This is a genomic window from Enterobacter cloacae complex sp. IR5403, from assembly GCF_049238705.1.
Taxonomy (GTDB): Bacteria; Pseudomonadota; Gammaproteobacteria; order Enterobacterales; family Enterobacteriaceae; genus Enterobacter; species Enterobacter hormaechei_C.
Window position 1 is genome coordinate 468,196 of sequence record NZ_JBMKHP010000001.1, and the last position, 22,634, is coordinate 490,829.

The 22,634-nt window shown below is 53.7% G+C and carries 23 protein-coding genes; 11 read left to right on the plus strand and 12 right to left on the minus strand.

The window, feature by feature from the left end; all coding sequences use genetic code 11:
- Nucleotides 1-11: 11 nt before the first annotated feature.
- The 10 genes from ACOTW6_RS02220 to pspA form a co-directional block, all read right to left on the minus strand.
- Nucleotides 12-800: a sugar phosphate isomerase/epimerase family protein gene (locus tag ACOTW6_RS02220; RefSeq protein ID WP_003856868.1), complete on the minus strand. Its 789-nt coding sequence runs from the start codon at nucleotides 798-800 to the stop codon at nucleotides 12-14.
- A gap of 17 nt (nucleotides 801-817) precedes the next feature.
- Nucleotides 818-1,870 carry a zinc-dependent alcohol dehydrogenase gene (locus ACOTW6_RS02225; RefSeq protein WP_121478884.1) on the minus strand — a complete coding sequence of 351 codons (1,053 nt, stop codon included), beginning with the start codon at nucleotides 1,868-1,870 and terminating at the stop codon, nucleotides 818-820.
- Between the two features lie 28 nt (nucleotides 1,871-1,898).
- Nucleotides 1,899-2,741 (minus strand): carbohydrate ABC transporter permease, encoded by an 843-nt coding sequence (locus ACOTW6_RS02230; protein WP_015570402.1) that lies wholly within the window; start codon nucleotides 2,739-2,741, stop codon nucleotides 1,899-1,901.
- Nucleotides 2,728-3,609, minus strand: coding sequence for a carbohydrate ABC transporter permease (locus ACOTW6_RS02235; protein WP_003856862.1), 882 nt, complete (start codon nucleotides 3,607-3,609; stop codon nucleotides 2,728-2,730). The genes ACOTW6_RS02230 and ACOTW6_RS02235 overlap by 14 nt, the downstream gene beginning before the upstream one ends.
- 21 nt (nucleotides 3,610-3,630) lie before the next feature.
- Nucleotides 3,631-4,923, minus strand: a complete 1,293-nt coding sequence (locus tag ACOTW6_RS02240; RefSeq protein ID WP_213788822.1) for an ABC transporter substrate-binding protein — start codon at nucleotides 4,921-4,923, stop codon at nucleotides 3,631-3,633.
- Nucleotides 4,924-4,936: 13 nt separating this feature from the next.
- Entirely contained in the window at nucleotides 4,937-6,634 is a 1,698-nt protein-coding gene (locus ACOTW6_RS02245; RefSeq protein ID WP_421766227.1) for a sugar phosphorylase, read from the minus strand.
- 195 nt (nucleotides 6,635-6,829) lie between these two features.
- Nucleotides 6,830-7,054, minus strand: a complete 225-nt coding sequence (pspD, locus tag ACOTW6_RS02250; RefSeq protein ID WP_003856857.1) for a phage shock protein PspD — start codon at nucleotides 7,052-7,054, stop codon at nucleotides 6,830-6,832.
- A 12-nt stretch (nucleotides 7,055-7,066) separates the two neighbouring features.
- Nucleotides 7,067-7,426, minus strand: coding sequence for an envelope stress response membrane protein PspC (pspC, locus tag ACOTW6_RS02255; protein WP_006810819.1), 360 nt, complete (start codon nucleotides 7,424-7,426; stop codon nucleotides 7,067-7,069).
- Nucleotides 7,426-7,650: an envelope stress response membrane protein PspB gene (gene pspB / locus ACOTW6_RS02260; RefSeq protein ID WP_003856853.1), complete on the minus strand. Its 225-nt coding sequence runs from the start codon at nucleotides 7,648-7,650 to the stop codon at nucleotides 7,426-7,428. The genes pspC and pspB overlap by 1 nt, the downstream gene beginning before the upstream one ends.
- Before the next feature lie 49 nt (nucleotides 7,651-7,699).
- Entirely contained in the window at nucleotides 7,700-8,368 is a 669-nt protein-coding gene (gene pspA / locus ACOTW6_RS02265; RefSeq protein WP_022651342.1) for a phage shock protein PspA, read from the minus strand.
- Between the two features lie 151 nt (nucleotides 8,369-8,519).
- Here pspA and pspF point away from each other — a divergent pair, with 151 nt between their 5' ends.
- The 6 genes from pspF (at nucleotide 8,520) to sapF (ending at nucleotide 14,880) form a co-directional block, all read left to right on the plus strand.
- Nucleotides 8,520-9,512: a phage shock protein operon transcriptional activator gene (pspF, locus tag ACOTW6_RS02270; RefSeq protein ID WP_213788824.1), complete on the plus strand. Its 993-nt coding sequence runs from the start codon at nucleotides 8,520-8,522 to the stop codon at nucleotides 9,510-9,512.
- Between the two features lie 88 nt (nucleotides 9,513-9,600).
- Nucleotides 9,601-11,241: an ABC transporter substrate-binding protein SapA gene (gene sapA / locus ACOTW6_RS02275; protein ID WP_213788825.1), complete on the plus strand. Its 1,641-nt coding sequence runs from the start codon at nucleotides 9,601-9,603 to the stop codon at nucleotides 11,239-11,241.
- A complete protein-coding gene (sapB, locus tag ACOTW6_RS02280; RefSeq protein ID WP_032648486.1) occupies nucleotides 11,238-12,203 on the plus strand; it encodes a putrescine export ABC transporter permease SapB in 966 nt (321 codons plus the stop codon). Before sapA ends, sapB begins: the two co-directional genes overlap by 4 nt.
- Nucleotides 12,190-13,080, plus strand: coding sequence for a putrescine export ABC transporter permease SapC (gene sapC / locus ACOTW6_RS02285; RefSeq protein WP_003856843.1), 891 nt, complete (start codon nucleotides 12,190-12,192; stop codon nucleotides 13,078-13,080). Before sapB ends, sapC begins: the two co-directional genes overlap by 14 nt.
- Nucleotides 13,080-14,072 carry a putrescine export ABC transporter ATP-binding protein SapD gene (sapD, locus tag ACOTW6_RS02290; RefSeq protein ID WP_213788826.1) on the plus strand — a complete coding sequence of 331 codons (993 nt, stop codon included), beginning with the start codon at nucleotides 13,080-13,082 and terminating at the stop codon, nucleotides 14,070-14,072. Before sapC ends, sapD begins: the two co-directional genes overlap by 1 nt.
- Before the next feature lies 1 nt (nucleotide 14,073).
- Entirely contained in the window at nucleotides 14,074-14,880 is an 807-nt protein-coding gene (gene sapF / locus ACOTW6_RS02295) for a putrescine export ABC transporter ATP-binding protein SapF (RefSeq protein WP_003856838.1), read from the plus strand.
- Here the strand turns inward: sapF and ACOTW6_RS02300 are convergent.
- The gene (locus ACOTW6_RS02300) at nucleotides 14,877-15,467 is read right to left on the minus strand and encodes a TetR/AcrR family transcriptional regulator (protein ID WP_045339882.1); all 591 of its coding nucleotides are present in this window, start codon (nucleotides 15,465-15,467) and stop codon (nucleotides 14,877-14,879) included. The genes sapF and ACOTW6_RS02300 overlap by 4 nt on opposite strands.
- Nucleotides 15,468-15,599: 132 nt before the next feature.
- Between ACOTW6_RS02300 and ACOTW6_RS02305 the strand changes: the two genes are divergently transcribed.
- Both ACOTW6_RS02305 and ACOTW6_RS02310 read left to right on the plus strand, forming a co-directional pair.
- Nucleotides 15,600-16,001, plus strand: a complete 402-nt coding sequence (locus ACOTW6_RS02305; protein WP_193135756.1) for a RidA family protein — start codon at nucleotides 15,600-15,602, stop codon at nucleotides 15,999-16,001.
- 47 nt (nucleotides 16,002-16,048) lie between these two features.
- Nucleotides 16,049-16,870: a helix-turn-helix transcriptional regulator gene (locus ACOTW6_RS02310; protein WP_213788827.1), complete on the plus strand. Its 822-nt coding sequence runs from the start codon at nucleotides 16,049-16,051 to the stop codon at nucleotides 16,868-16,870.
- Between the two features lie 2 nt (nucleotides 16,871-16,872).
- Here the strand turns inward: ACOTW6_RS02310 and ACOTW6_RS02315 are convergent, their stop codons facing one another.
- The gene (locus ACOTW6_RS02315) at nucleotides 16,873-18,219 is read right to left on the minus strand and encodes a sensor domain-containing diguanylate cyclase (protein WP_213788828.1); all 1,347 of its coding nucleotides are present in this window, start codon (nucleotides 18,217-18,219) and stop codon (nucleotides 16,873-16,875) included.
- A gap of 393 nt (nucleotides 18,220-18,612) precedes the next feature.
- On the opposite strand from ACOTW6_RS02315, the gene fabI reads away from it, so the two are divergent.
- The 3 genes from fabI to ACOTW6_RS02330 all read left to right on the plus strand — a co-directional run bounded on the left by fabI (nucleotide 18,613) and on the right by ACOTW6_RS02330 (nucleotide 22,562).
- Entirely contained in the window at nucleotides 18,613-19,401 is a 789-nt protein-coding gene (fabI, locus tag ACOTW6_RS02320; protein WP_003856831.1) for an enoyl-ACP reductase FabI, read from the plus strand.
- A 151-nt stretch (nucleotides 19,402-19,552) separates the two neighbouring features.
- Entirely contained in the window at nucleotides 19,553-20,539 is a 987-nt protein-coding gene (locus tag ACOTW6_RS02325) for a CMD domain-containing protein (RefSeq protein ID WP_213788829.1), read from the plus strand.
- Nucleotides 20,540-20,627: 88 nt separating this feature from the next.
- Complete coding sequence (locus ACOTW6_RS02330) at nucleotides 20,628-22,562, plus strand: exoribonuclease II (RefSeq protein ID WP_039270613.1); 1,935 nt, start codon at nucleotides 20,628-20,630, stop codon at nucleotides 22,560-22,562.
- Nucleotides 22,563-22,634: the final 72 nt, after the last annotated feature.

The window sequence follows — 22,634 nt, forward strand, 5'->3', positions numbered from 1 at the left end:
GCTCGTCATCCTTAGCATTCACGCAAGTAAGTGAGAGAGTCCTTATAGGCCTGAGCCGGATCGTCGGCACGCACCCGGCACTCGTACACGACGTAACCCTGATAGTTATCGGCACGCAGCTGATCGAACAGGCTGGCGAAATCGAGGCTGCCGCTGCCCGGCTGATAGCGGTGGTTATCAGCAATGTGCACATGACCCAGCAGGTCGCGGTTCTGATGCAGCGCTTCCGTCAGGGAGTCTTCTTCAATATTCATGTGGTAGAAATCACCGATGATCTGCACGTGCTTCAGGCCATTCTCTTCGATATAACGACGCGCGTCGGCCAGAGTGTTGATCATATGATCCTGATAGCGGTTCAGCGGCTCCAGGTAAACGGTCGTACCGGTGCGCGCTGCCACCTCATCCAGCCAGCGCAGGGAAGCGCTGACCGCTTTGCGATCGCCGTCCAGACTACGTGGGGAAGTCATTGGCGGCAGACGGAAGGTAAACATCCCCCAGGCAGCCGGAACGATAATCCCCTTACCGCCCACTTCTGCCAGCGCTTCCAGGATGCGTTCAATCTGCTGTAGACCGTTCAGGCGGCGTTCTTCGATGAAATCCCCGATCCAGCCATCGTAACCGCCACAGGCCGTCGTGACTGGCAGGCCGGTGGCTTTGATAGCCGCTTTTACTTCGTCGAGGTTTTCCACCAGCAGTCGGCCATCGATTTCGTAGCCATCAAATCCCATCGCTTTGATGTATTCGAATTTTTCCATGATAGCGGTCGGGAAAAAGGCCTGGTTTTGTGTTGCGATTTTCATGATTTGCTGTCCTTAGCTTAAAAAGTGACGCCCATTTTGATACTGAGTTCCGGGTGCTGATCGACATACTTCATATAGCTTTCCGGGCTGGTGGTGAAGGTGACGACCGGGTCGATCAGATCTTCACAATTGAGATAACCGTTCATCAGCAATTCCCAGCAGGTCTCTTCAATACGCTTGCGGCTCCAGCGCGGATAATCCGGGTTGGGTTCACTGCATGCGCGGGAGAAGACAATTTTGGCGTTGTTGAAGTGTGCTTCGCGACCAAGGTTGAAGCCCGCCGCGAACGGCTTGGCGAAGGCCACGTAGGAGATGGTGCCGCCGTAGGCGAGACCGCGCAGCGCAGATTGCAGTGCATCTGCAAATCCGCTGGTTTCGATGATCACATCTGCGCCCTGCTTGCCGGTCAGTTTCTTAATTTCCAGACCGACATCGGTACCGATTGGGTTCAGGCAGTGGTCTGCACCGTGACGGCGGGCGATCTCACAGCGGTGTTCGATAGGATCGACACCAATAACCACTGACGCTCCGGCTTTTTTCGCCAGCTGAATCGCAATCTGGCCAATCGCGCCCAGCCCCACAACCACGACGAAATCCCCTACGCGGACGTTAGCATCACGCACGCCGCTCATGGCGAACTGCGCCGGATCGTAACAAACGGCGTTTTTCCAGGATGCGCCCTGCGGCATTTTGCGCAGCTTATAGTTGTTCATCGCGTTAACGATGACCGTTTCCTGCAACGGGCCGTAGCAGCAGACGCTGTCGCCGATCTGGTATTCCGTCACGTCCGCACCACATTCGATGATGTCGCCGACGATCATGTTCCCCAGCTGGAATTTACCAAATTCGATGCCGCGCGCTGCACCTTCTTCACGCGGGGTAAACATCTGCCACTCAGCGTTGAACTCTTCATCGATGAACGGGCTTGCCGCGCGGAAATCCACAACTTCAGTGCCGTGTTTCGGGGCGCCATAACGAGCACGAATCTTCACCTCATGTGCTGCAACAGGACGATCTTCGTATTCCACCAGCGCCGCTACACGAGGCGCTGTCGCAACTAATTTTTTCATGACTGACTCCTTGTTAAAATCGGCCGCCTCAGCCCTTCACGCCGCCGGCGGTCAAACCACTTTTAATGAAACGTTCAGACAGGGCATACATAATGACGACCGGAAGTGCCGTTACCAGCGATGCCGCCATCATGCGACCCCAGATGTAATCTGGCGTACTGAAGAGCGTGTTCAGCCCGACCGGCAACGTGAAGTTGCTGGCGCTGGACAGGAAAATGGAGGCGAACAGATAGTCATTCCACGCCACCATGAAGCAGTAGACAAAGACCGACACCAGACCCGAGATCGCCAGCGGCACGGTGATGCGGAAGATGATTTGCAGGCGGTTCAGGCCGTCCATCATCGCGGCTTCTTCGATTTCGTCCGGGATGGTGTCGAAATAGCTGCGCAGCATAAAGACCGCGGTAGGCAACGTCTGCGTGACCATGGTGATGATCAGCGCCAGTTCGGTGTCATAAATGCCGAGCGCGGTGATGATTTTGAACAGCGGCACCACCAGCAGGATCCCGGAGAACATATAGACGGTGTAGAAGCTCGCATTGATCGTCGTGCGCCCTTTAAAGCGCAGTTTGGATAACGCATACGCGCCCAGCGTGCCGAGAAACACCGCAATGACCGAGGAGGTCAGCGACACCACCATGCTGTTACGGAAGTAATCCACAAACGGGAAAATCAGCGGGTTAAAGATGTCTATGTAGTGCTGTAGCGTCCACTCCTGCGGCAGAATGGTCGGGTGCAGCGAGATCGCCTCTTTCGCGCTTTTGAACGACGTCATCAACATCACAAAAAACGGAAACAGCGTGATAATCAGAAATAGCGCCAGTCCCAGATAAAAACCGATACGGCCCAGAACGCGTTTATTTGTTGCCATTGAGGTTTACCCTTTTTCTGGTCAGCAGAATGACAGCGAAGATGATCACAAACAGCACAACGGAAATGGCGGCTGCTTTACCCAGGTCATTGAACGCAAAGGCGGTTTTGTAGAGATATACGCCCAGAATGTCGACCTTGGTGGTGAGCAGATACACATCCGCAAACATGTAGAACATCCAGATGGTTCGCAGCGTGACCACCGTGGCCAGCACCGGCATGATGGCGGGCAACGTCACGATACGAAAACGCTGCCAGGCATTCGCTCCGTCCATCTCTGCCGCTTCGTACAACGATTTATCAATGGTCTGCAAAATCGCGAGGAACGAGATAAAGGCATACGGGAAGTAACGCCAGATGGCGAACAGCACAACCAGGACAAAACTGCTGCCAGGATTATCGAACCACAGCGGCGCCTGATCGTAGAGATGCAACAGATCCACGCCCAGGTAGTTCACAATCCCGTAGCCGTTGTTGAACATGTATTTCCAGGCAAATACCAGTGAAATAGACGGCGTCACGTAGGACAGGATCACCAGTGAACGTGCCGTTTTCCGCATGCGGAATTCACGGTTAAAAAAGATCGCTACGGCCAGTCCCAACCCGGTGCTGCCGAGGACGACCAGCGCCGTGTACCAGAACGTCATCCACAGGGAGTGCCAGAACGCAGCATCGCCCAAAATGCGAATGTAGTTATCCAGGCCGACAAACACCGCATCAATACGCGGGTTCAGCGGTAAACGTAAAAAACTGATTTCAATGTTGGAAATCATTGGCCAGGCCACCAGGCCCCCCAGCAAAATCAGGCTGGGGGCCAACAGCAGCATGGCGAAAGGCATATCTGAACGACCAGAAAACAACGTCTTCATAATTCCCTTCGCAAAGCGCTCCTATCGTTGTGTTATCAGGTCAGTCAGTTTCTTCTGGCTGTTGCTTAACGTCGCATTGAGATCTTTTTGTCCCACCGTCACGTTATGCACCATGGAACTGATAATGCCGGAGCCGGTAACGTCTCCCATGCGGGTAAAGTTTTTGTCGCCTACGGCGCCAAATACCTGGACGTTCGGGAACTGGGCAATCAGCTCGTAAGGCAGTTGGCCAAAGGCTTTGATCACGTCGTTGTTTTTCCAGCTTTCAGTGCCCACCACGAGTTTGTTTACCGGCAGCGCCGCACCAGGGGACATCATCACCCAGTCAGACGCGTTTTGAGCCTGCTCCATCCAGGTCACAAATTTTTCTGCCGCCTGCGTTTCCTCTTCGGTCTGGCCGGTCGTGATCGTCAACGAGGTGATCATGCCGTACACGGCTGATGATTTTTCCGTCGGGACCACGAACCCCAGGTTGGCCGGATTGCCATCTTTGTAGACCGCGGGCAGGATATAGGTGGAGTAAACGGCCATCGGCGCAGAGCCGTTCATGAAGGCGTCTTTGATCTCCATGACATCATTCGAGCCCGGCATGGTATTCGCGGCCAGTGCCCGATAAAACGCCAGCGCTTTCGACATTTCAGGGGTATCGATTTTTACGTTGCCGTTTGCATCAAAGACGTTGGCTCCACCTGACAACGCAAACTGCGAGAAAGCCTGCTCCGTCATGACGCTTTCTGCGGTTGGAAGCGCGATACCGTAATGTTTTTTCGCCGGATCGTTGAGCGCCTGACTGGCTTTCTGCAGTTGCTCCCAGTTGTGCGGTTCTTCGATTCCCGCTGCCGCGAGCGCATCTTTGTGATACCAGACGCCGGACAGCCAGGCGCTAACCGGCACCCCCGTCCATGCCTCGCCGTCTTCAGTGCGAACAACGCGTAAAATGCCGTCGTAAAAGGTATCTTCACCGACGGCTTTAATCGCGTTGCCGATCGCGTCACGGTCCAGCAGTTGCTCTTTATCCATGACTTTGGCGTAGTCATGGCTGACTTCAATCACTTCCGGTAGCGCGCCAGTACGGGCCAACGTAATAACCTTGGTGTTATAGGCATCTTCCTCAACGGGTACCTGTTTCACCGTAATAGTCGGGTTCTCTTTCTCGAATTTTTCGATCAGTTTCGTAATAACCGCCTGACGCTCCTGTTCTACCGACGAGTGCATAAACTCAATGGTGACCTGAGATGCTTTATCGTCCTTACAGCCTGATAATAGGGCGCACGAAACCAGTGCTGATAACAGCACAATTTTGGGCATTTTCATTTTAGGGTCCTTTTTAGTATTCTTTAATCCACATTACCTGCCATGGATTGAGGGTCAGTTCCGTACCGCTAATATCTTGTCCTGAGAGTAATTCCGTACCAAAGAGCGTTTGTCCATAAACGGTCTGCATTTTATTGCTAAAATTAAATAATGCTGTCATTCGCTCGCCATTTTCAGCAACACGAACAATTTTAAGAATATGTTCACCGATTGCGTCAAAAATAGCCTGACTATCCGGATGGAACGCACGCTTGCCGCGACGAATAGCAATAAGCTCACTCAAACGAGAATAAATTTGATAACGAATACTCTTCTTATTATTGAGCTCCAGATCAACCTGACCTGCGGTGTATTTCTTCCTGTTTATCGCGCGGTTATATCCGAGACGTTCGACACCTTCATAATCGTTACGCGAACCAAGAATGCTTTGAATATATACAGCCGGTACGCCAGGAAAACTTAACAACACAGCATGCGCCAGGATGAACCGCGCAATGCGCTCATCATCTGAGCTGTCTCGCAAACTCAACGCATCAAGATAGGTGACATTAATTTCATAGGGGCTTCGCGTTCCGTCAGGATTATTTTTCCAGTTGACCAGTGCGCCTTCCTGCTGAAGCTTATCGACCAGCGAGAGGATCTCTGATTCCGGAAGGATGCCGCGTAACGGGTTCAAACCGATGCCATCGTGCGAGGCCAGGAAATTAAACCAGGTGGTATGAGTTGAAGGCAGCGCCAGTGACCCCGCCCACTGGCATAGGGCTTTAACATCCTGACGATGAACAGCATGCAGCACCAGCGGCGGTAAGGAAAACTGATAGACCATCTGGGCTTCATTTTCACCATCACCGAAGTAAGAGATATTGTCTTTGTGGGGAACATTTGTCTCAGTGATGATCACCGTTCCAGGCGCCACGGCGTCCGTAATGGCGCGGAACAGCTGGATAAGGCAATGGGTTTGTTCCAGATGGATACAGGTGGTTCCCTGGATCTTCCACATAAACCCGACCGCATCCAGACGGATATAACGCGCCCCTTCCATGAGGTAATGGAGCAGAACGTCAACCATGGCAATCAGCACTTGCGGCGAGGCGAAATTGAGATCGATCTGGTCATCGCTGAATGTGGTCCACAGATGACGAACGCTGCCATCATGAAGCGTGAACGGCGTCAGCAGCGGTAATGCGCGTGGACGCGTCACCGCGGATAAATCGGTTTCAGGGTCGACAGAAATAAAGAAATCTTCGTAGCCCGGCTTCTGCGCCAGATAATTAGCAAACCATTCGCTTTTCGCTGACATATGGTTGCAAACGAAGTCAAACATTAAGCTGGCAGACTGTTTTAATTCCGCGACATCTCGCCAGGTTCCGGTTTCAGGTGCAACCTCGTGATAATCAATAACGGAAAATCCATCATCCGAAGACCACGGATAAAAAGGTAACAGATGGACATGGGAAAACGTGCGAGAGAGCCATTCATTATAGAACCGGGTAAATACCGGCAACGCTTTCTCCCCTTTCGCGGAGAACTGATCGGCATAGGTAATCAGCACAACGTCTTTTTCATCCCAGCCTGACTTACGCTTTTCAGTAATATTAACCGCCGCTTTTTCAAGCTTAGTTAATAACACGTTAAGGTGTGCATCTGAAAATGATTCACCGTAGATATGATTGATAAGTTTTTTAATTTTTGCGTTCACATTATTTTCCATGGTAGCGGTCCCACGGAGTGGCAATCTACTCCCATGAAAAATATCTGTCAACGGACCCGGGGGCAGAAAGCAGCAATCTCAGCGCAGCGCAACGCATTATTGTGAGCTGCCGCAAAGAAAGCAGAAAAGCAGAAGAAACGCAGAAAGGAAAGTCATGCCCCTTCTCTGGGCGAGAAAGGGCTTATGCGGGAGGAACTAGCGTGACAGGTAGCGCCGGGAAACGCGTTTTGCCAGTTTCTGTAACAGCGGCTCCAGCGCGACCGCCAGCATCATTCTGACCGGCTTGCGGGCAACAGACTTGATCGCCCAACCCGCCACACCGGCCGGGCCATAACGTAACGCCGTCATCAGAACCAGTTTACCTGCGATTTTCAGGCCGGGTTTTACCTTCTGACCGGCCTGTTGCCAGTTTTGTTTCATGTAAGTTCTCTCTTAAAGCTGACGAAAACGACTTCTCAGCGTAAAGGTATCGGAGGTGACATAACGTTCCATCTCGCGCAATCGCTTCTCCCCTGCACTCAGCTGTTCATCCACCGCGTTCAGGAGATCGCTGCTGGTAGGCGTGTTCTCAGCATCCAGCTCACCTTCCGGCATAGGATCGAGCACAAACGACAGAATGATGTAAGCCACCAGGGTAATAAAGGCCAGGCCGAAGAAAATCGACAATACCGTGACCACACGCACCAGTTTTACCGGGACATCCAGATAGTGCGCCAGCCCGGCGCAAACGCCCCGAACCATGCCCTGCTGTGGGATCCGCCACAGTTTTTTATTCAGATTCAGTCCAGCCATTACCGTTCCCTCCAGTTCGGGTGTTCCGCGTCCAGGATCGCTTCCAGCGCCTGAATACGTTCGCGCATTTTATTTGCCTCGGCAGAGAGCTGCGCCAGCCGCTGTTGTTCACTCTGCGACAGCTCCCCGCGTGAAGAGCGGTTGCTGTAGTGCAGCCATAACCAGATGGGCAGAACAAACAGCACGAAAATGGTCAGGGGTATTGCCAGAAAAAGCGCGCTCATGTGTACTCCTTGTCTTACGATGCGGCACGCTCAGGTGCCGCAGGAATTATTATTGGTTGTCTTGTTTCATTTTGGCTTTCAGCGCAGCCAGTTGCTCGCTAATTTCATCATCGGCCTTCAGGTCAGCAAACTGCTGATCGAGGGTTTTCTGTTTACCGATGCTGTGGCTTTCGGCTTCCGCTTCCATGTGGTCGATACGGCGTTCAAACGATTCGAAACGCGCCATCGCTTCATCCAGCTTGCCGCTGTCCAGCTGGCGACGCACATCGCGGGACGAGCTTGCAGCCTGGTGGCGCAGCGCCAGCGCCTGTTGACGCGCCCGGGTTTCGCTGAGTTTGTTTTCAAGCTCACCAATCTCTTTCTTCATACGCGTCAGAGTATCATCCACCAGCGTCACTTCATGCTCCAGCGTGGCAACCATGTCGGTCAGCTTCTGCTTCTCAATCAGCGCAGCGCGGGCCAGATCTTCTTTATCTTTACGCAGCGCCAGTTCCGCTTTTTCCTGCCATTCGTTAAGCTGGGCAGTCGCCTGCTCGATACGACGCGTTAACTGCTTTTTCTCTGCCAGCGCGCGGGCGGAGGTGGAGCGTACTTCAACCAGCGTGTCTTCCATCTCCTGAATCATCAGACGCACCAGCTTCTGCGGATCTTCCGCTTTCTCCAGCAGCGAGTTGATGTTGGCGTTCACGATGTCGGCAAAACGAGAAAAAATACCCATAATTCAATCCTCATAGTTCTGTTATCGGGCGATGCCCTGCTGAATAGTTAATACAAATCCCATGCCAACTTTTTATCTTATTGATTTTACTGACTGTGATTGATATTTATCCAGCTAACCGCTATTCTCACCTGGTGAATATCACTAAGGAGTGGTTAATTTCATCATGGCTGAATATAAAGATAATTTGCTTGGCGAAGCTAACAGCTTCCTGGAAGTGCTTGAACAGGTATCGCGCCTCGCGCCGCTGAATAAACCGGTGCTGATTATCGGTGAGCGCGGAACGGGTAAAGAACTTATCGCTAACCGCCTGCACTTTCTGTCTGGCCGCTGGGACGGCCCTTTTATTTCCCTTAACTGCGCGGCGTTGAATGAAAATCTGCTCGACACCGAGCTGTTTGGTCATGAAGCTGGCGCCTTCACTGGCGCACAAAAACGGCATCCCGGACGCTTTGAGCGCGCCGATGGCGGAACGCTCTTTCTCGACGAGCTGGCGACCGCGCCGATGCTGGTGCAGGAAAAGCTGCTGCGCGTCATTGAGTACGGTGAACTGGAACGCGTTGGCGGCAGTCAGCCGCTCCAGGTCAACGTGCGCCTGGTATGCGCCACCAACGCCGACCTGCCCGCGATGGTGGCTGAGGACAAATTCCGCGCCGACCTGCTGGACAGGCTGGCTTTCGATGTTGTACAGCTGCCGCCGCTGCGGGAGCGTCGCAGCGATATCATGCTGCTGGCCGATCAATTTGCCATTCAGATGTGCCGGGAACTGGGCCTGCCGCTCTTTCCGGGCTTCAGCGAACGGGCCACCGAGACCCTGCTCGGTTATCACTGGCCGGGCAATATTCGTGAACTGAAAAACGTGGTGGAACGGTCCGTTTACCGGCATGGCAGCAGCGAGACCGAACTGGACAACATTATTCTCGATCCGTTTCGGCGCGAGGATAAACAGCTCCCGGCTCCGGCGACACGCCAGCAGGATCCGGCGTTGCCGCTCGATCTACGCCAGTTCCAGCATCAGCAGGAACAACAATTGCTCGAGCAGAGCCTGAAAGAGGCGAAATATAATCAGAAACGGGCGGCTGAACTGCTGGGTCTGACCTACCATCAGTTAAGGGCATTGCTCAAAAAACATCAAATGAGCTGACATTATCAGCACTTACCCCCAGACATTTTTACGAAGCAGGCGTAAGTGCGATACACTTTGCAGATCGAATCTAAAAACCTTAAAAACTATGCGCCTGGTTTTATCGTCCCTGTTTGCACTCGGTCTGTTCAGCAATCTGGCCTTTGCTGCGCCCGATCGCGCTGTGCCCCCTGATATCCGAGAGAGTGGTTTCGTCTATTGTGTCAGCGGGCAAGTTGATACCTTTAACCCACAAAAAGCGGGGAGCGGCCTGATTGTTGATACGCTGGCCGCGCAGCTGTACGATCGCCTGCTCGACGTCGATCCTTACACCTATCGGCTGGTCCCGGAGCTTGCCGAAAGCTGGGAGGTAATGGATAACGGCGCAACATACCGCTTCCGCCTGCGCGATGACGTCGCTTTTCAGCACACCCCATGGTTTACGCCAACCCGTAAACTCAACGCGGATGACGTGGTTTTCACCTTCCAGCGCATCTTTAACCGCAGCCATCCATGGCACAACGTCAACGGCGATAACTTCCCCTATTTCGACAGTTTGCAGTTTGCTGATACGGTCAAAAGCGTTCGTAAGCTGGATAACCGCACGGTTGAGTTTCGCCTGACGCGCCCGGATGCTTCCTTCCTCTGGCATCTGGCGACGCACTACGCCTCGGTCATGTCAGCCGAATACGCGGATCAGCTGACGAAAAAGGATCGCCAGGAACGTCTCGATCGTGAGCCTGTGGGCACAGGTCCGTTCCAGTTAGCAGAGTACCGCGCCGGACAATACATTCGCCTGCAACGTCACGATCGTTTCTGGCGCGGCAAACCGCTGATGCCGCAGGTGATTGTTGATCTGGGTTCAGGTGGCACAGGCCGACTCTCCAAACTGCTGACCGGCGAGTGCGACGTGCTTGCCTGGCCTGCGGCCAGCCAGTTGACCATTTTGCGCGACGACCCACGCCTGCGCCTGACCCTGCGCCCGGGAATGAACATCGCTTATCTGGCGTTTAACACCGATAAGCCGCCGCTCAATAATCCGGCCGTGCGCCATGCGCTGGCGTTAGCGATCAACAATCAGCGTCTGATGCAGTCGATTTACTACGGGACCGCAGAAACCGCCGCCTCTATTCTGCCGCGCGCCTCCTGGGCCTATGACGGCGAGGCGAAGATTACGGAATATAATCCGGCGAAAGCGCGCGAACAGCTTAAAGCGCTGGGGGCAGAAAACCTGACGCTACAGCTGTGGGTGCCCACCAGCTCTCAGGCGTGGAACCCCAGCCCGCTAAAAACGGCGGAGCTGTTGCAGGCTGATATGGCGCAGGTGGGCGTTAAGGTGATCATCGTGCCTGTCGAAGGCCGTTTCCAGGAGGCGCGTCTGATGGACATGAATCACGACTTAACGCTGGCTGGCTGGTCCACCGACAGTAACGACCCGGACAGCTTCTTCCGTCCGCTGCTGAGCTGTGCGGCAATCAACTCCCAGACCAACTACGCCCACTGGTGTAACCGGGAATTTGATGCCGTGCTGCAAAAAGCGCTTGCGTCTCAACAGCTTGCCTCACGCATTGAGGCCTACGATGAAGCGCAAAATATTCTGGCCAGAGAACTTCCCGTGTTGCCGCTTGCCTCTTCCCTGCGCCTCCAGGCCTACCGTTACGATATTAAAGGGCTGGTACTCAGCCCGTTTGGTAACGCCTCCTTCGCGGGCGTGACCCGTGAGAAAGAACAAGAGGTGAAGAAACCATGATTATATTTACCTTGCGTCGGCTGCTGTTACTGCTGGTCACCCTGTTCTTCCTGACCTTTGTCGGCTTTAGCCTGAGCTACTTTACGCCGCACGCCCCGCTTCAGGGTTCATCCCTCTGGGACGCCTGGCTGTTCTGGTTTAATGGCCTGCTGCACTGGGATTTTGGCGTGTCCAGCATCAATGGACAGCTCATCTCCGAGCAGCTGAAAGTGGTTTTCCCGGCCACCATGGAGCTATGTATACTCGCCTTTGGCTTTGCCCTCATGGTGGGGATCCCGGTGGGGATGCTGGCAGGCATTTATCGTAATAAGTGGCAGGATAAATTCATCAGCGCGCTTGCCTTAATTGGCTTTTCCATCCCTGTTTTCTGGCTGGCGCTGTTGCTTACCCTCTTCTTCTCACTGACGTTAGGCTGGCTGCCGGTATCTGGCCGTTTTGACCTGCTGTATAACGTGCAAACGGTGAGCGGCTTCGCCATCGTTGACGCCTGGCTTTCTGATTCAGTCTGGCGCGACGAAATGATCGTAAGCGCGCTGCGCCACATGGTGCTGCCGGTGCTTACGCTGGCCGTCGCGCCGACGACCGAAGTGATCCGCCTGATGCGCATCAGCACTATCGACGTCTTCGATCAAAACTATGTGAAAGCCGCCGCCACGCGCGGACTGTCTCGCCTGACGATTCTACGTCGCCATGTGCTGCATAATGCGTTGCCACCCGTAATCCCACGTCTTGGGCTGCAATTCTCAACCATGCTGACGCTGGCGATGATCACCGAGATGGTTTTCAGCTGGCCGGGCCTTGGGCGCTGGATGATCAACGCCATTCGCCAGCAGGATTACGCGGCGATCTCTGCCGGCGTGATGGTGATTGGCTCCCTGGTCATTATTGTTAACGTTGTTTCCGATATTTTGGGTGCCATGGCCAACCCATTGAAGCATAAGGAATGGTATGCCTTACGATAACGTCTACAGCGAAAAGCGCACGCCCGGTGCGCTACGTACCGTGTGGCGTAATTTTTACGGCGACACCACGGCGATGATCGGCTTTTACGGCTGCATTGGCCTCGTGTTGCTGTGCGTTTTGGGTTCGTGGTTTGCGCCGTATGGCATCGATCAACAGTTCCTGGGTTATCAGCTTTTACCGCCGTCGTGGTCGCGTTACGGGGAGGTTTCGTTCTTCCTGGGGACTGACGATCTCGGACGCGACGTGCTAAGTCGTTTGCTGAGCGGCGCCGCACCGACGGTAGGCGGCGCGTTCGTGGTCACCCTGGCTGCCGCGATCTGCGGCCTGGCACTGGGCATTTTTGCCGGCTCAACCCACGGATTGCGGTCTGCCGTGCTTAACCATATTCTGGATACCCTGCTCTCTATTCCTTCGCTGTTGCTGGCAATTATCGTCGTGGCCTTTGCGGGGCCGCACCTCACCCATGCGATGTTCGCCGTCTGGCTGGCCATTCTGCCGCGCATGGTGCGCTCGGTTTACAGCCTGGTTCACGACGAACTGGAGAAAGAGTATGTCGTCGCCGCCCGTCTGGATGGCGCCACCACGTTTAATATTTTGTGGTTTGCCGTGCTGCCTAACATTGCCGCCGGGCTGGTGACGGAGATCACCCGCGCCCTGTCGATGGCGATTCTGGATATCGCAGCGCTGGGCTTTCTGGATCTGGGCGCGCAGCTTCCCTCCCCGGAATGGGGCGCTATGCTCGGCGATGCGCTGGAGCTGATTTACGTTGCGCCATGGACGGTCATGCTGCCGGGCGCGGCCATCATGGTGAGCGTGCTGCTCGTTAACCTGCTGGGCGACGGGATCCGCCGCGCAATCAATGCGGGGGTGCAATAATGCCGTTACTTGATATCCGCAACCTCACGATCGAAATTAAAACGGGCGAAGGCTGGGTCAAGGCCGTGGATCGCATCAGTATTACGCTCGCTGAGGGCGAAATCCGCGGGCTGGTGGGCGAATCGGGCTCAGGGAAAAGTCTGATCGCCAAGGCCATTTGCGGCGTGGCGAAGGACAACTGGCGGGTAACCGCCGACCGTATGCGTTTCGACGACATCGATCTGTTGCGTCTCTCCCCGCGCGAACGCCGTAAACTGGTGGGCCATAACGTCTCGATGATTTTCCAGGAGCCGCAATCCTGTCTCGATCCGTCCGAGCGCGTCGGGAAACAGCTTATGCAGAACATTCCCGGCTGGACCTATAAAGGCCGCTGGTGGCAGCGTTTCGGCTGGCGTAAACGCCGTGCCATTGAGCTGTTGCACCGTGTCGGGATCAAAGACCATAAAGACGCGATGCGCAGTTTCCCCTACGAACTGACGGACGGTGAATGCCAGAAAGTGATGATTGCCATCGCCCTGGCGAATCAGCCGCGTCTGCTGATTGCGGACGAACCGACGAACGCGATGGAGCCAACCACCCAGGCGCAAATTTTCCGCCTGCTCACGCGTCTGAATCAAAATAACAACACCACCATTTTGCTGATCAGCCATGACCTGCAAATGCTGAGCAAGTGGGCGGATAAAATTGACGTAATGTATTGCGGCCAGACGGTAGAAACCGCGCCAAGCGAAGACCTGGTGACAACGCCGCATCATCCTTACACGCAGGCGCTGATCAGGGCGATCCCTGACTTTGGCAGCGCGATGCCGTACAAAAGCCGTCTGAATACGCTGCCTGGCGCGATACCGCTGCTGGAATCGCTGCCCATTGGCTGCCGTCTGGGTCCGCGTTGCCCGTATGCTCAGCGTAAATGCATCGAAACACCGCGCCTGACAGGGCCGAAAAACCATCTGTTTGCCTGTCATTTCCCGCTGAACATGGAGAGAGAGTGAAATGGTCGAAACCTTACTGGAAGTACGTAACCTGAGTAAGACCTTTCGCTATCGCACCGGCCTGTTTCACCGTCAGACCGTCGAGGCGGTTAAACCGCTAAGCTTTACGCTGCGCGAAAAGCAGACACTGGCAATTATCGGTGAAAACGGCTCGGGCAAATCGACCCTGGCAAAAATGCTCGCGGGTATGGTCGAGCCGAGCGGCGGTGAAATACTGATTGACGATCATCCTCTGGAATTTGGGGACTACTCTTTTCGCAGTCAGCGCATCCGGATGATTTTTCAGGATCCGTCGACGTCCCTGAACCCGCGCCAGCGTATTTCCCAGATCCTGGATTTCCCGCTGAGGTTGAATACCGACCTGGAGCCGGAAGCGCGTCGCAAACGGATTGTCGAAACCCTGCGTCTGGTAGGCCTCCTTCCCGACCATGTCAGCTATTACCCGCACATGCTGGCCCCGGGCCAAAAACAGCGTCTCGGTCTGGCCCGTGCGCTGATCCTGCGCCCGAAGGTCATCATCGCCGACGAAGCGCTGGCGTCGCTGGATATGTCGATGCGTTCGCAGCTCATTAACCTGATGCTGGAGTTACAGGAAAAACAGGGTATCTCGTATATCTACGTGACTCAGCACCTGGGCATGATGAAGCACATCAGCGATCAGGTGCTGGTGATGCACCAGGGTGAAGTTGTCGAGCGCGGCAGTACCGCTGACGTGCTGGCCTCCCCGCTCCACGATCTGACAAAACGCCTGATTGCCGGACACTTTGGTGAAGCATTGACGGCGGACGCGTGGCGTAAAGATCGTTAGCCGTTGCGTAACCCGCTTGCCAGCAGAGTAAACACCTCTATGGCATGCGGAAGGGTCTTCTGCGGTTCATCACTCGCGGCAATCAGCAGAGCCGCATTCAGCGCGGCGCCATTCAGCAGATGGGCTGCGACTCTGGCATCCATCTTTTTGATTACGTTGCACTCCATCATTTTTTCGATGGTCTGACGGGTCGACTCAAGGCAGCTGTTCTGGCTGGGCCATTGCGCCGGATCGCCCAGAACAGCCGGGCCGTCAAGGAGGACGATACGCTGAACTTCCGGAACGAGCGCCATTTTGATATAGGCGATGCCCTCCGCCAGCAGTCGCTCCCAGTCATCTTCGGCGGCGGCGGCAATCGCTTTTGCGTTTGCTGCCATTTCGCTGTCTATCTGCGCGACCACCGCCGCCAGTAATCCCTTCTTGTCGTTGAAATTATGATATAGCGCGCCGCGTGTTAACCCCACGCTTGCCGTGAGTTCATCCATTGACGCTGCGGCATAGCCTTTTTCAGCAAACGCCTTGCGCGCCGCCTGAATCATTTTCTCGCGATTTTCCTGGGCCGTTTCAGCGCGACGTTTTGTAGCCATGGGACTTCCTTCATTAAGCGGTAATTATAATTTGACATACGCGGCGTATGTGGATTGCATTTTTGACATACATCGCGTATGTTACTTCTACTGCGCAACCACAACAATACCCCTGACAGAAAAGGAAAAGCCATGCATTCACGTGATCCCGTCTTTCCGGCTAATCGCCATGCCCTCTATGAAGAGCATGGCTATTCAGCTGCAATCCGCTCTGGCGATCTGTTATTTGTTTCCGGTCAGGTTGGCAGCCGCAGCGATGGCACACCTGAACCCGACTTCCCCGCTCAGGTACAGCTGGCGTTCGATAATTTACGGGCGACGCTGGCAGCCGCAGGATGTACTTTTGACGATCTGATCGATGTCACGACGTTTCATACCGATCCTGAAAACCAGTTCCCCGTCATCATGGAGGCGAAAAAACTGGCATTTCCCCACCCTCCTTACCCAAACTGGACAGCAATAGGCGTTAACTGGCTTGCGGGTTTTGATTTCGAAATTAAGGTTATCGCCAGGATCCCTACGCCCGCGAATTAACAACAGGCAGCAAACTGATTTACCGTTAAGCTATCACTGACGCATAAATGAAAGACAGCATCAGTAACTATATTCTCTCCTGGGTAGAAGAAAATAACTTTACTATTTTACATATTGATGATTTGGTTGCAGATATTGGATACAGCAGAAGAACCATCGAAACATGGTTTAAAGAGAAGTATCGGCTCTCTTTAGGTGAGTATATTCTCCGAAGGAGGTTAAGCCGTGCCGCCATTATGCTGAGAATGACGTCGATTCCGGTGACGGATATTGCGTATTTATTCCATTACCAGAGCAGCCAGGGATTTTCCAGAGCCTTTAAAAAAATGATGGGGCTGACACCCTCTGAGTACAGATGTGCCAGAGGGTGGAATTTTGACATCTTACAGCCCTCTTTTTTATTAAGCGAACTGGAAACGCCTGAGCTTGAGGTCTGCTTTCTGGATGAAACGTTTGTCTATACGCATGAAATTATCGAGCACGATCATCTTTTTGATACCTCGGTGCATGATATTACTAAAAAAATCAAAAAGCTCCTGACAGAAAACCGCCATGATATCGATAAAATTATTCTGATGCCCCGCCGCCCAGAGTTAGGCAAAAGCCGATCGTATCTGGTCGAGGTATTAATATCGTACGCTTTACAAAGCGACACGGTGACAAATAAAAAATCCTGCGTTGTGCGGGGGAGATACGCAAGAATGCCCTTTAGCGGAAGCTGGGAAAGCTACAGCGCGTTTAACAAGATTGGCTTCGTTAAGGCGATGGTAAATAAACGCCTGACGTTGCGCGACGGTATTTACCTGATGAAAATTAATGCGTACAGCGATGAGCGTGTCGATTTTGATGTTTTCATCCCCATCCTGTGACCTCAGCTGCATTCAGCCTGTCTGGTAACGATTCTGTTTTTACCGTTGTGCTTAGCCTCATACAACGCCTCGTCCACGTCACGCATAATATCATTGCTGTTGACGTTATTCTGAATGGCTGAGCACACGCCGATACTTAATGTGACCTTTACAGGGAGAGCATAATAGTAGCCCGGCCCGGTGCGCTGCTGAACGTTCTGGCGAATACGCTCCGCGACGGCAATAGCCTGCTTACCGTCGGTATCCGGCAGCAGAAGACCAAATTCCTCGCCTCCCAGTCGGGCAAAGATGTCGTTTTCGCGAATGCTGTCTTTGATAATATCCACGACCGCCAGAATCACGCGATCCCCCACAAGATGGCCCCAGTTATCGTTTATCGACTTAAAGTTGTCGATGTCCAGCATCATAATGCTGGCCCCCTTTTCTGTCCTGAGCGAGCGGACCCGCGGAAGTGCCTCGTAAAAATATTTACGGTTGTAGATCTGAGTAAGCGGATCGCGATCAACCCGATCGCCGAAAATTTTCAACAGGTTAAAGACATGGAACATTAAGGTACAAATCACAAATAATTTACTGAGGACCTCTACTGCCCGGCTGATATACCAGAGCGACAGATTGTAGGTATCAAGCAGTAAGAGGAAAAAATTGTAAACGATGGCGGAAAGGCAGACCACAATAATACTGTTCCAGATCCCGGACGCCAGGCGTGTCACTGAAATCATATAACAAAGTAAAATCGACCAGAGCAGGATCAGAACGTTTACGTACCTGATATCCCAGACAGGATGATGATATTCATCTTCGTATGCTGCAATCGTTAATGTCCAGGCCGGATGGTAGCTGCTGAGATAATGGGCCAGCATCGGAAACATAACCAGTGACATCATCAATGCTAACGTCATGCTGATCTTATTTCGGAATCTGAGCGTGGAACGTCTCGTGATTTTCTCCACACGGACCGCCAGCGCCAGTAATACGATAAAGCTCAGCTGCCGGAAAAAATAGAATACCGCCGTATCGTTGGTTTTTGCCGCCTGGGTAAAACCAGCATGCTCCGGAAGCTGAATAACAATGATCGTCTCAATGAAATAAACCAGCCCACTAAGAAATGCCAGACTCAGAATGAATAATGAAAAACGCGATCGGTCGGAGGCATACAGCATCTGGATAAAAATAAAGATAATGGTATCCAGAAAGAACAGCGCAATCATGACGATCAAATAGGTGGTCATAGGCACCCTGAAACCAGGATTATCATTCACGCAAAAGGAGTTCACCGCGATCATAAGCGCAAAAAGCACCGCACCTGACAGCATGATCAGTTTTTCGGCCAACGTTATATTTTTCATCTTCCTTCTTACCGCACACAGATAAAGACGCAAAATGGCATAGCCGTTATCGACCCTCGCGCAATTTTAAAGCGTTTAAAGGGCTTAACGGATCATTTTGCGCAAAAGGCGCTGGACACATCAGCATGAGGGCGGCGTCACGGTGCCCGCTGGTTGGATGAGGCGAACCCCGCGTGCGGTGATATACTGCTGAAATACACACGAAACAGCCTGATGAAGAGTCAGTTCAACCTCTTCCGTGAGCCCATTCACGGCGCAGGAGCGAGAAATATCGTGACACATGGGGCTGTGAGTGGGCTATAATTTCGAGCTAATTTCGAATGATTTTGAAATACTGCCTGTAACGCTATGAATTACAAGGCAAAATAAGCAATGAATATAAGGATTAAAGCTATGGGTTTTCTTTCCGGTAAGCGCATTCTGGTGACTGGCGTTGCCAGCAAACTGTCCATCGCATACGGCATCGCACAGGCAATGCATCGCGAAGGCGCTGAGCTGGCGTTCACCTACCAGAACGACAAGCTGAAAGGCCGTGTTGAAGAATTTGCCGCGCAGCTGGGTTCCAGCATTGTTCTGGAATGTGACGTTGCACAAGACGAAAGCATTGATGGCATGTTTGCTGAACTGGCAAAAGCATGGCCGAAATTCGACGGTTTTGTTCACTCCATCGGCTTCGCTCCTGGCGACCAGCTGGACGGCGACTACGTGAACGCGGTTACCCGTGATGGCTTCAAAATCGCCCACGACATCAGCTCCTACAGCTTCGTTGCAATGGCAAAATCCTGCCGCGCGATGCTGAACCCGGGCGCAGCCCTGCTGACTCTGTCCTACCTCGGCGCAGAACGTGCTATCCCTAACTACAACGTTATGGGTCTGGCGAAAGCGTCTCTGGAAGCCAACGTGCGCTACATGGCGAACGCAATGGGTCCTGAAGGCGTGCGTGTTAACGCTATTTCTGCGGGTCCAATCCGTACCCTGGCCGCTTCCGGTATCAAAGATTTCCGTAAAATGCTGGCACACTGCGAAGCGGTTACCCCGATTCGTCGTACCGTTACTATCGAAGATGTGGGTAACTCTGCGGCATTCCTGTGCTCTGACCTTTCCGCAGGTATCTCCGGCGAAGTGGTTCACGTTGACGGCGGCTTCAACATCGCTGCAATGAACGAGCTGGAAATCAAATAAGTTTGTCTCTCTCTTCCCGTCAGGGAAGAGAGTTTCCCCCGCCCCGCCCCTCGTTATTCCGTTCTGCTATTTGTTATCACCTAACAATATTTTTCCCCTCATCCGCCTTACGCCAGGATATTGATCGCCATTTTGAGATCAAGGAACGCCCATGGAACAACGCCGTTTTTCCGGCAAAGGCCACTGGTATCATGAAACCCAGTCGAATCATTCGCAGACGGACGTTCTGCCGCTGGTGCCCGAAGCCGCTAACGTCGACGACCGTTTTTTGCTCGATTTAGCCCTGCCCGATGACATTCTCGCAAGCTGTGCTGGTTGGCTTACGCCTGCCCGAACCTTGTGTCATCTTTTGTTCCCGCTTGATACTCCCGTGAACCGTCTGCATACGCTCAGCGCCTACGACAGGCTGAGCACGGCATTAACGGTTGCCCAGGCGTGTGGCGTTCAGCGGCTCTGTAACCACTACGCTGCTCTGCTCGCCCCTCTTCCGGGGCCGGACTCCTCCCGGGAAAGCAATCGACGCCTTGCAGAAATTACCCAGTATGCCCGCCAGTTAGCCAGCTCACCCGATGTCATCGATGATAAAGCCCAAAACCAGCTTGATGAGGTTGGACTCACAACGTATGACATTGTGCTTATCAACCAGATCATCGGCTTTGTCGGTTTTCAGGCGCGAGTGGTCGCGATATTTCAGGCATTGCTTGGCCATCCGGTACGCTGGCTGCCCGGACACCACATTCAGCCCCATACGCTGCCGGTCAGCTTCAGCAGATGGACCGCCACGCTACCCGCGGTTGAGCTAAAATATGCCAGTGCGCTTCAGCTTGAGGCGCTCTCACGCTGGCAGGCGGAACCGGCGCTTGAAGCGCTCACCCCTGTGCTGTGTCATGAGCCGATGCTGCTTAATCTGACGGGCGAAATTCTGCTTCACCATCCGCAAAGTGAAGGTCCCGCGTCTTCGATGATCTCAGCCGCTCGTGTGCTGCTCGTCGCCTCTCCGGATCGCTTTAGCGCCGCCCAGTTAACGCCCCTGACCGGGTCAGGTCTCTCGCCAGAGAAGGCCATCAACCTGCTAACCCGAGATGCATTTTTTGGCTGGCTGGACCGTCTGCGCGTGGCGCTCGGCAAAGAGGAATAACCATACTCTTTACCTAAAGAGCGCTTGCTGTAGCAGTGAGATTCGCGTAAAACTGTCAGCCGCTCAATGGCTACGAAAATAGAACATTATGTTTCAGGACAACCCGCTGCTAGCGCAGCTTAAACAGCAACTGCATTCCCAGACGCCGCGTGCAGAAGGGGTCGTAAAAGCCACGGAAAAGGGCTTTGGCTTTCTTGAAGTTGACGGGCAGAAGAGCTACTTCATTCCGCCTCCTCAGATGAAGAAAGTGATGCATGGCGACCGCATTTCGGCCGTTATTCATACCGAAAAGGAACGAGAGTCTGCCGAGCCGGAAGCACTGATCGAGCCTTTCCTGACCCGCTTTGTCGGGAAAGTGCATAAAAAAGACGATCGTCTTTCTGTCGTGCCGGACCATCCTCTCCTGAAAGATGCTATTCCGTGCCGCGCCGCGCGTGGCGTTGAGCATGATTTTGTTGAGGGTGACTGGGCGGTTGCTGAGATGCGCCGTCATCCTTTAAAAGGCGATCGCGGTTTCTACGCCGAGCTTACCCAATACATTACCTTCGGCGACGACCATTTCGTCCCATGGTGGGTGACGCTGGCGCGCCACAATCTCGAAAAAGAAGCGCCTGATGGCGTGGCGACTGAAATGCAGGACGAAGGTCTGGAACGTCGCGATCTGACGGCGCTGGACTTTGTCACCATTGACAGCGCCAGCACCGAGGATATGGACGATGCGCTGTATGCCGAAGAGACAGCCGATGGCAAACTGCATCTGACCGTCGCCATTGCCGACCCTACCGCATGGATTGTCGAAGGCAGCAAGCTGGACGAGATGGCCAAAGTGCGTTCGTTCACCAACTACCTGCCGGGCTTTAACATTCCGATGCTGCCGCGTGAACTCTCCGACGATCTTTGCTCGCTGCGTGCGCATGAAGTGCGTCCGGTGCTGGCCTGTCGGATGACCATTGCGGCTGACGGTACCATTGAAGAAGATATTGAATTCTTCGCCGCCACCATCGAATCCAAAGCCAAGCTGGCCTATGACGACGTGTCCGACTGGCTGGAAAACACGGGCAGCTGGAAACCCGAGTCCGACAACATTGCCGCACAAATTCGTCTGCTGCACCGCGTCTGCCTGAGCCGCAGCGAATGGCGTCAAACTCACGCGCTGGTCTTCAAAGATCGTCCGGACTACCGTTTTGTGCTGGGTGAAAAAGGTGAAGTGCTGAATATCGTCGCTGAGCCGCGCCGTATTGCCAACCGCATCGTTGAAGAAGCGATGATTTCCGCCAACATTTGTGCCGCCCGCGTGCTGCGCGACAAATTAGGCTTTGGCATTTACAACGTGCACACCGGGTTTGATCCGGCGAACACCGAAGCGCTGGCTGCCCTGCTGAAAACCCATGACGTACACGTCGATCCTGAGGAAGTGCTGACCCTGCAAGGTTTCTGCAAACTGCGCCGCGAGCTGGACGCACAGCCGTCAGGGTTCCTCGACAGCCGTATTCGCCGCTTCCAGTCCTTTGCGGAAATCAGCACCGAGCCAGGCCCGCACTTCGGCCTTGGCCTTGAGGCTTACGCGACCTGGACCTCCCCGATCCGTAAGTACGGCGACATGGTTAACCATCGTCTGCTGAAAGCGATCATCAAAGGGGAATCTGTTGCCCGCCCACAGGATGATACGACATTGCAGATGGCAGAGCGTCGCCGTCTCAACCGTATGGCGGAGCGTGATGTCGGCGACTGGTTGTACGCGCGCTTCCTGAATGATAAGGCAGGGACTGACACCCGTTTCCCGGCGGAAATCATTGACATCAGCCGCGGCGGTATGCGCGTTCGTCTGGTGGATAATGGCGCCGTTGCCTTTATTCCTGCCCCATTCCTGCATGCCGTTCGCGACGAACTGGTTTGTAGCCAGGAAAACGGGACCGTGCAAATTAAAGGCGAAACGGTTTACAAGGTCACTGACGTGATTGATGTCACCATCGCTGAAGTGCGCATGGAAACCCGCAGTATTATCGCGCGCCCTGCCGCCTGATAACCGCGTAAACTTCCGGCCGTTCCGTTAAGGGGTGGCCGGGAGTTCTCTCCTGAATTATCTCCCGCAAAA

What these genes read in the sequence shown, in the direction of transcription:
- ACOTW6_RS02220 (WP_003856868.1), bottom strand. Translation starts at nt 800, where the DNA reads ATGAAAATCGCAACACAAAACCAGGCCTTTTTCCCGACCGCTATCATG.
- ACOTW6_RS02225 (WP_121478884.1), bottom strand. Translation starts at nt 1,870, where the DNA reads ATGAAAAAATTAGTTGCGACAGCGCCTCGTGTAGCGGCGCTGGTGGAA.
- ACOTW6_RS02230 (WP_015570402.1), bottom strand. Translation starts at nt 2,741, where the DNA reads ATGGCAACAAATAAACGCGTTCTGGGCCGTATCGGTTTTTATCTGGGA.
- ACOTW6_RS02235 (WP_003856862.1), bottom strand. Translation starts at nt 3,609, where the DNA reads ATGAAGACGTTGTTTTCTGGTCGTTCAGATATGCCTTTCGCCATGCTG.
- ACOTW6_RS02240 (WP_213788822.1), bottom strand. Translation starts at nt 4,923, where the DNA reads ATGAAAATGCCCAAAATTGTGCTGTTATCAGCACTGGTTTCGTGCGCC.
- ACOTW6_RS02245 (WP_421766227.1), bottom strand. Translation starts at nt 6,634, where the DNA reads ATGGAAAATAATGTGAACGCAAAAATTAAAAAACTTATCAATCATATC.
- pspD (WP_003856857.1), bottom strand. Translation starts at nt 7,054, where the DNA reads ATGAAACAAAACTGGCAACAGGCCGGTCAGAAGGTAAAACCCGGCCTG.
- pspC (WP_006810819.1), bottom strand. Translation starts at nt 7,426, where the DNA reads ATGGCTGGACTGAATCTGAATAAAAAACTGTGGCGGATCCCACAGCAG.
- pspB (WP_003856853.1), bottom strand. Translation starts at nt 7,650, where the DNA reads ATGAGCGCGCTTTTTCTGGCAATACCCCTGACCATTTTCGTGCTGTTT.
- pspA (WP_022651342.1), bottom strand. Translation starts at nt 8,368, where the DNA reads ATGGGTATTTTTTCTCGTTTTGCCGACATCGTGAACGCCAACATCAAC.
- sapA (WP_213788825.1), top strand. Translation starts at nt 9,601, where the DNA reads ATGCGCCTGGTTTTATCGTCCCTGTTTGCACTCGGTCTGTTCAGCAAT.
- sapB (WP_032648486.1), top strand. Translation starts at nt 11,238, where the DNA reads ATGATTATATTTACCTTGCGTCGGCTGCTGTTACTGCTGGTCACCCTG.
- sapC (WP_003856843.1), top strand. Translation starts at nt 12,190, where the DNA reads ATGCCTTACGATAACGTCTACAGCGAAAAGCGCACGCCCGGTGCGCTA.
- sapD (WP_213788826.1), top strand. Translation starts at nt 13,080, where the DNA reads ATGCCGTTACTTGATATCCGCAACCTCACGATCGAAATTAAAACGGGC.
- sapF (WP_003856838.1), top strand. Translation starts at nt 14,074, where the DNA reads ATGGTCGAAACCTTACTGGAAGTACGTAACCTGAGTAAGACCTTTCGC.
- ACOTW6_RS02300 (WP_045339882.1), bottom strand. Translation starts at nt 15,467, where the DNA reads ATGGCTACAAAACGTCGCGCTGAAACGGCCCAGGAAAATCGCGAGAAA.
- ACOTW6_RS02305 (WP_193135756.1), top strand. Translation starts at nt 15,600, where the DNA reads ATGCATTCACGTGATCCCGTCTTTCCGGCTAATCGCCATGCCCTCTAT.
- ACOTW6_RS02310 (WP_213788827.1), top strand. Translation starts at nt 16,049, where the DNA reads ATGAAAGACAGCATCAGTAACTATATTCTCTCCTGGGTAGAAGAAAAT.
- ACOTW6_RS02315 (WP_213788828.1), bottom strand. Translation starts at nt 18,219, where the DNA reads ATGAAAAATATAACGTTGGCCGAAAAACTGATCATGCTGTCAGGTGCG.
- fabI (WP_003856831.1), top strand. Translation starts at nt 18,613, where the DNA reads ATGGGTTTTCTTTCCGGTAAGCGCATTCTGGTGACTGGCGTTGCCAGC.
- ACOTW6_RS02325 (WP_213788829.1), top strand. Translation starts at nt 19,553, where the DNA reads ATGGAACAACGCCGTTTTTCCGGCAAAGGCCACTGGTATCATGAAACC.
- ACOTW6_RS02330 (WP_039270613.1), top strand. Translation starts at nt 20,628, where the DNA reads ATGTTTCAGGACAACCCGCTGCTAGCGCAGCTTAAACAGCAACTGCAT.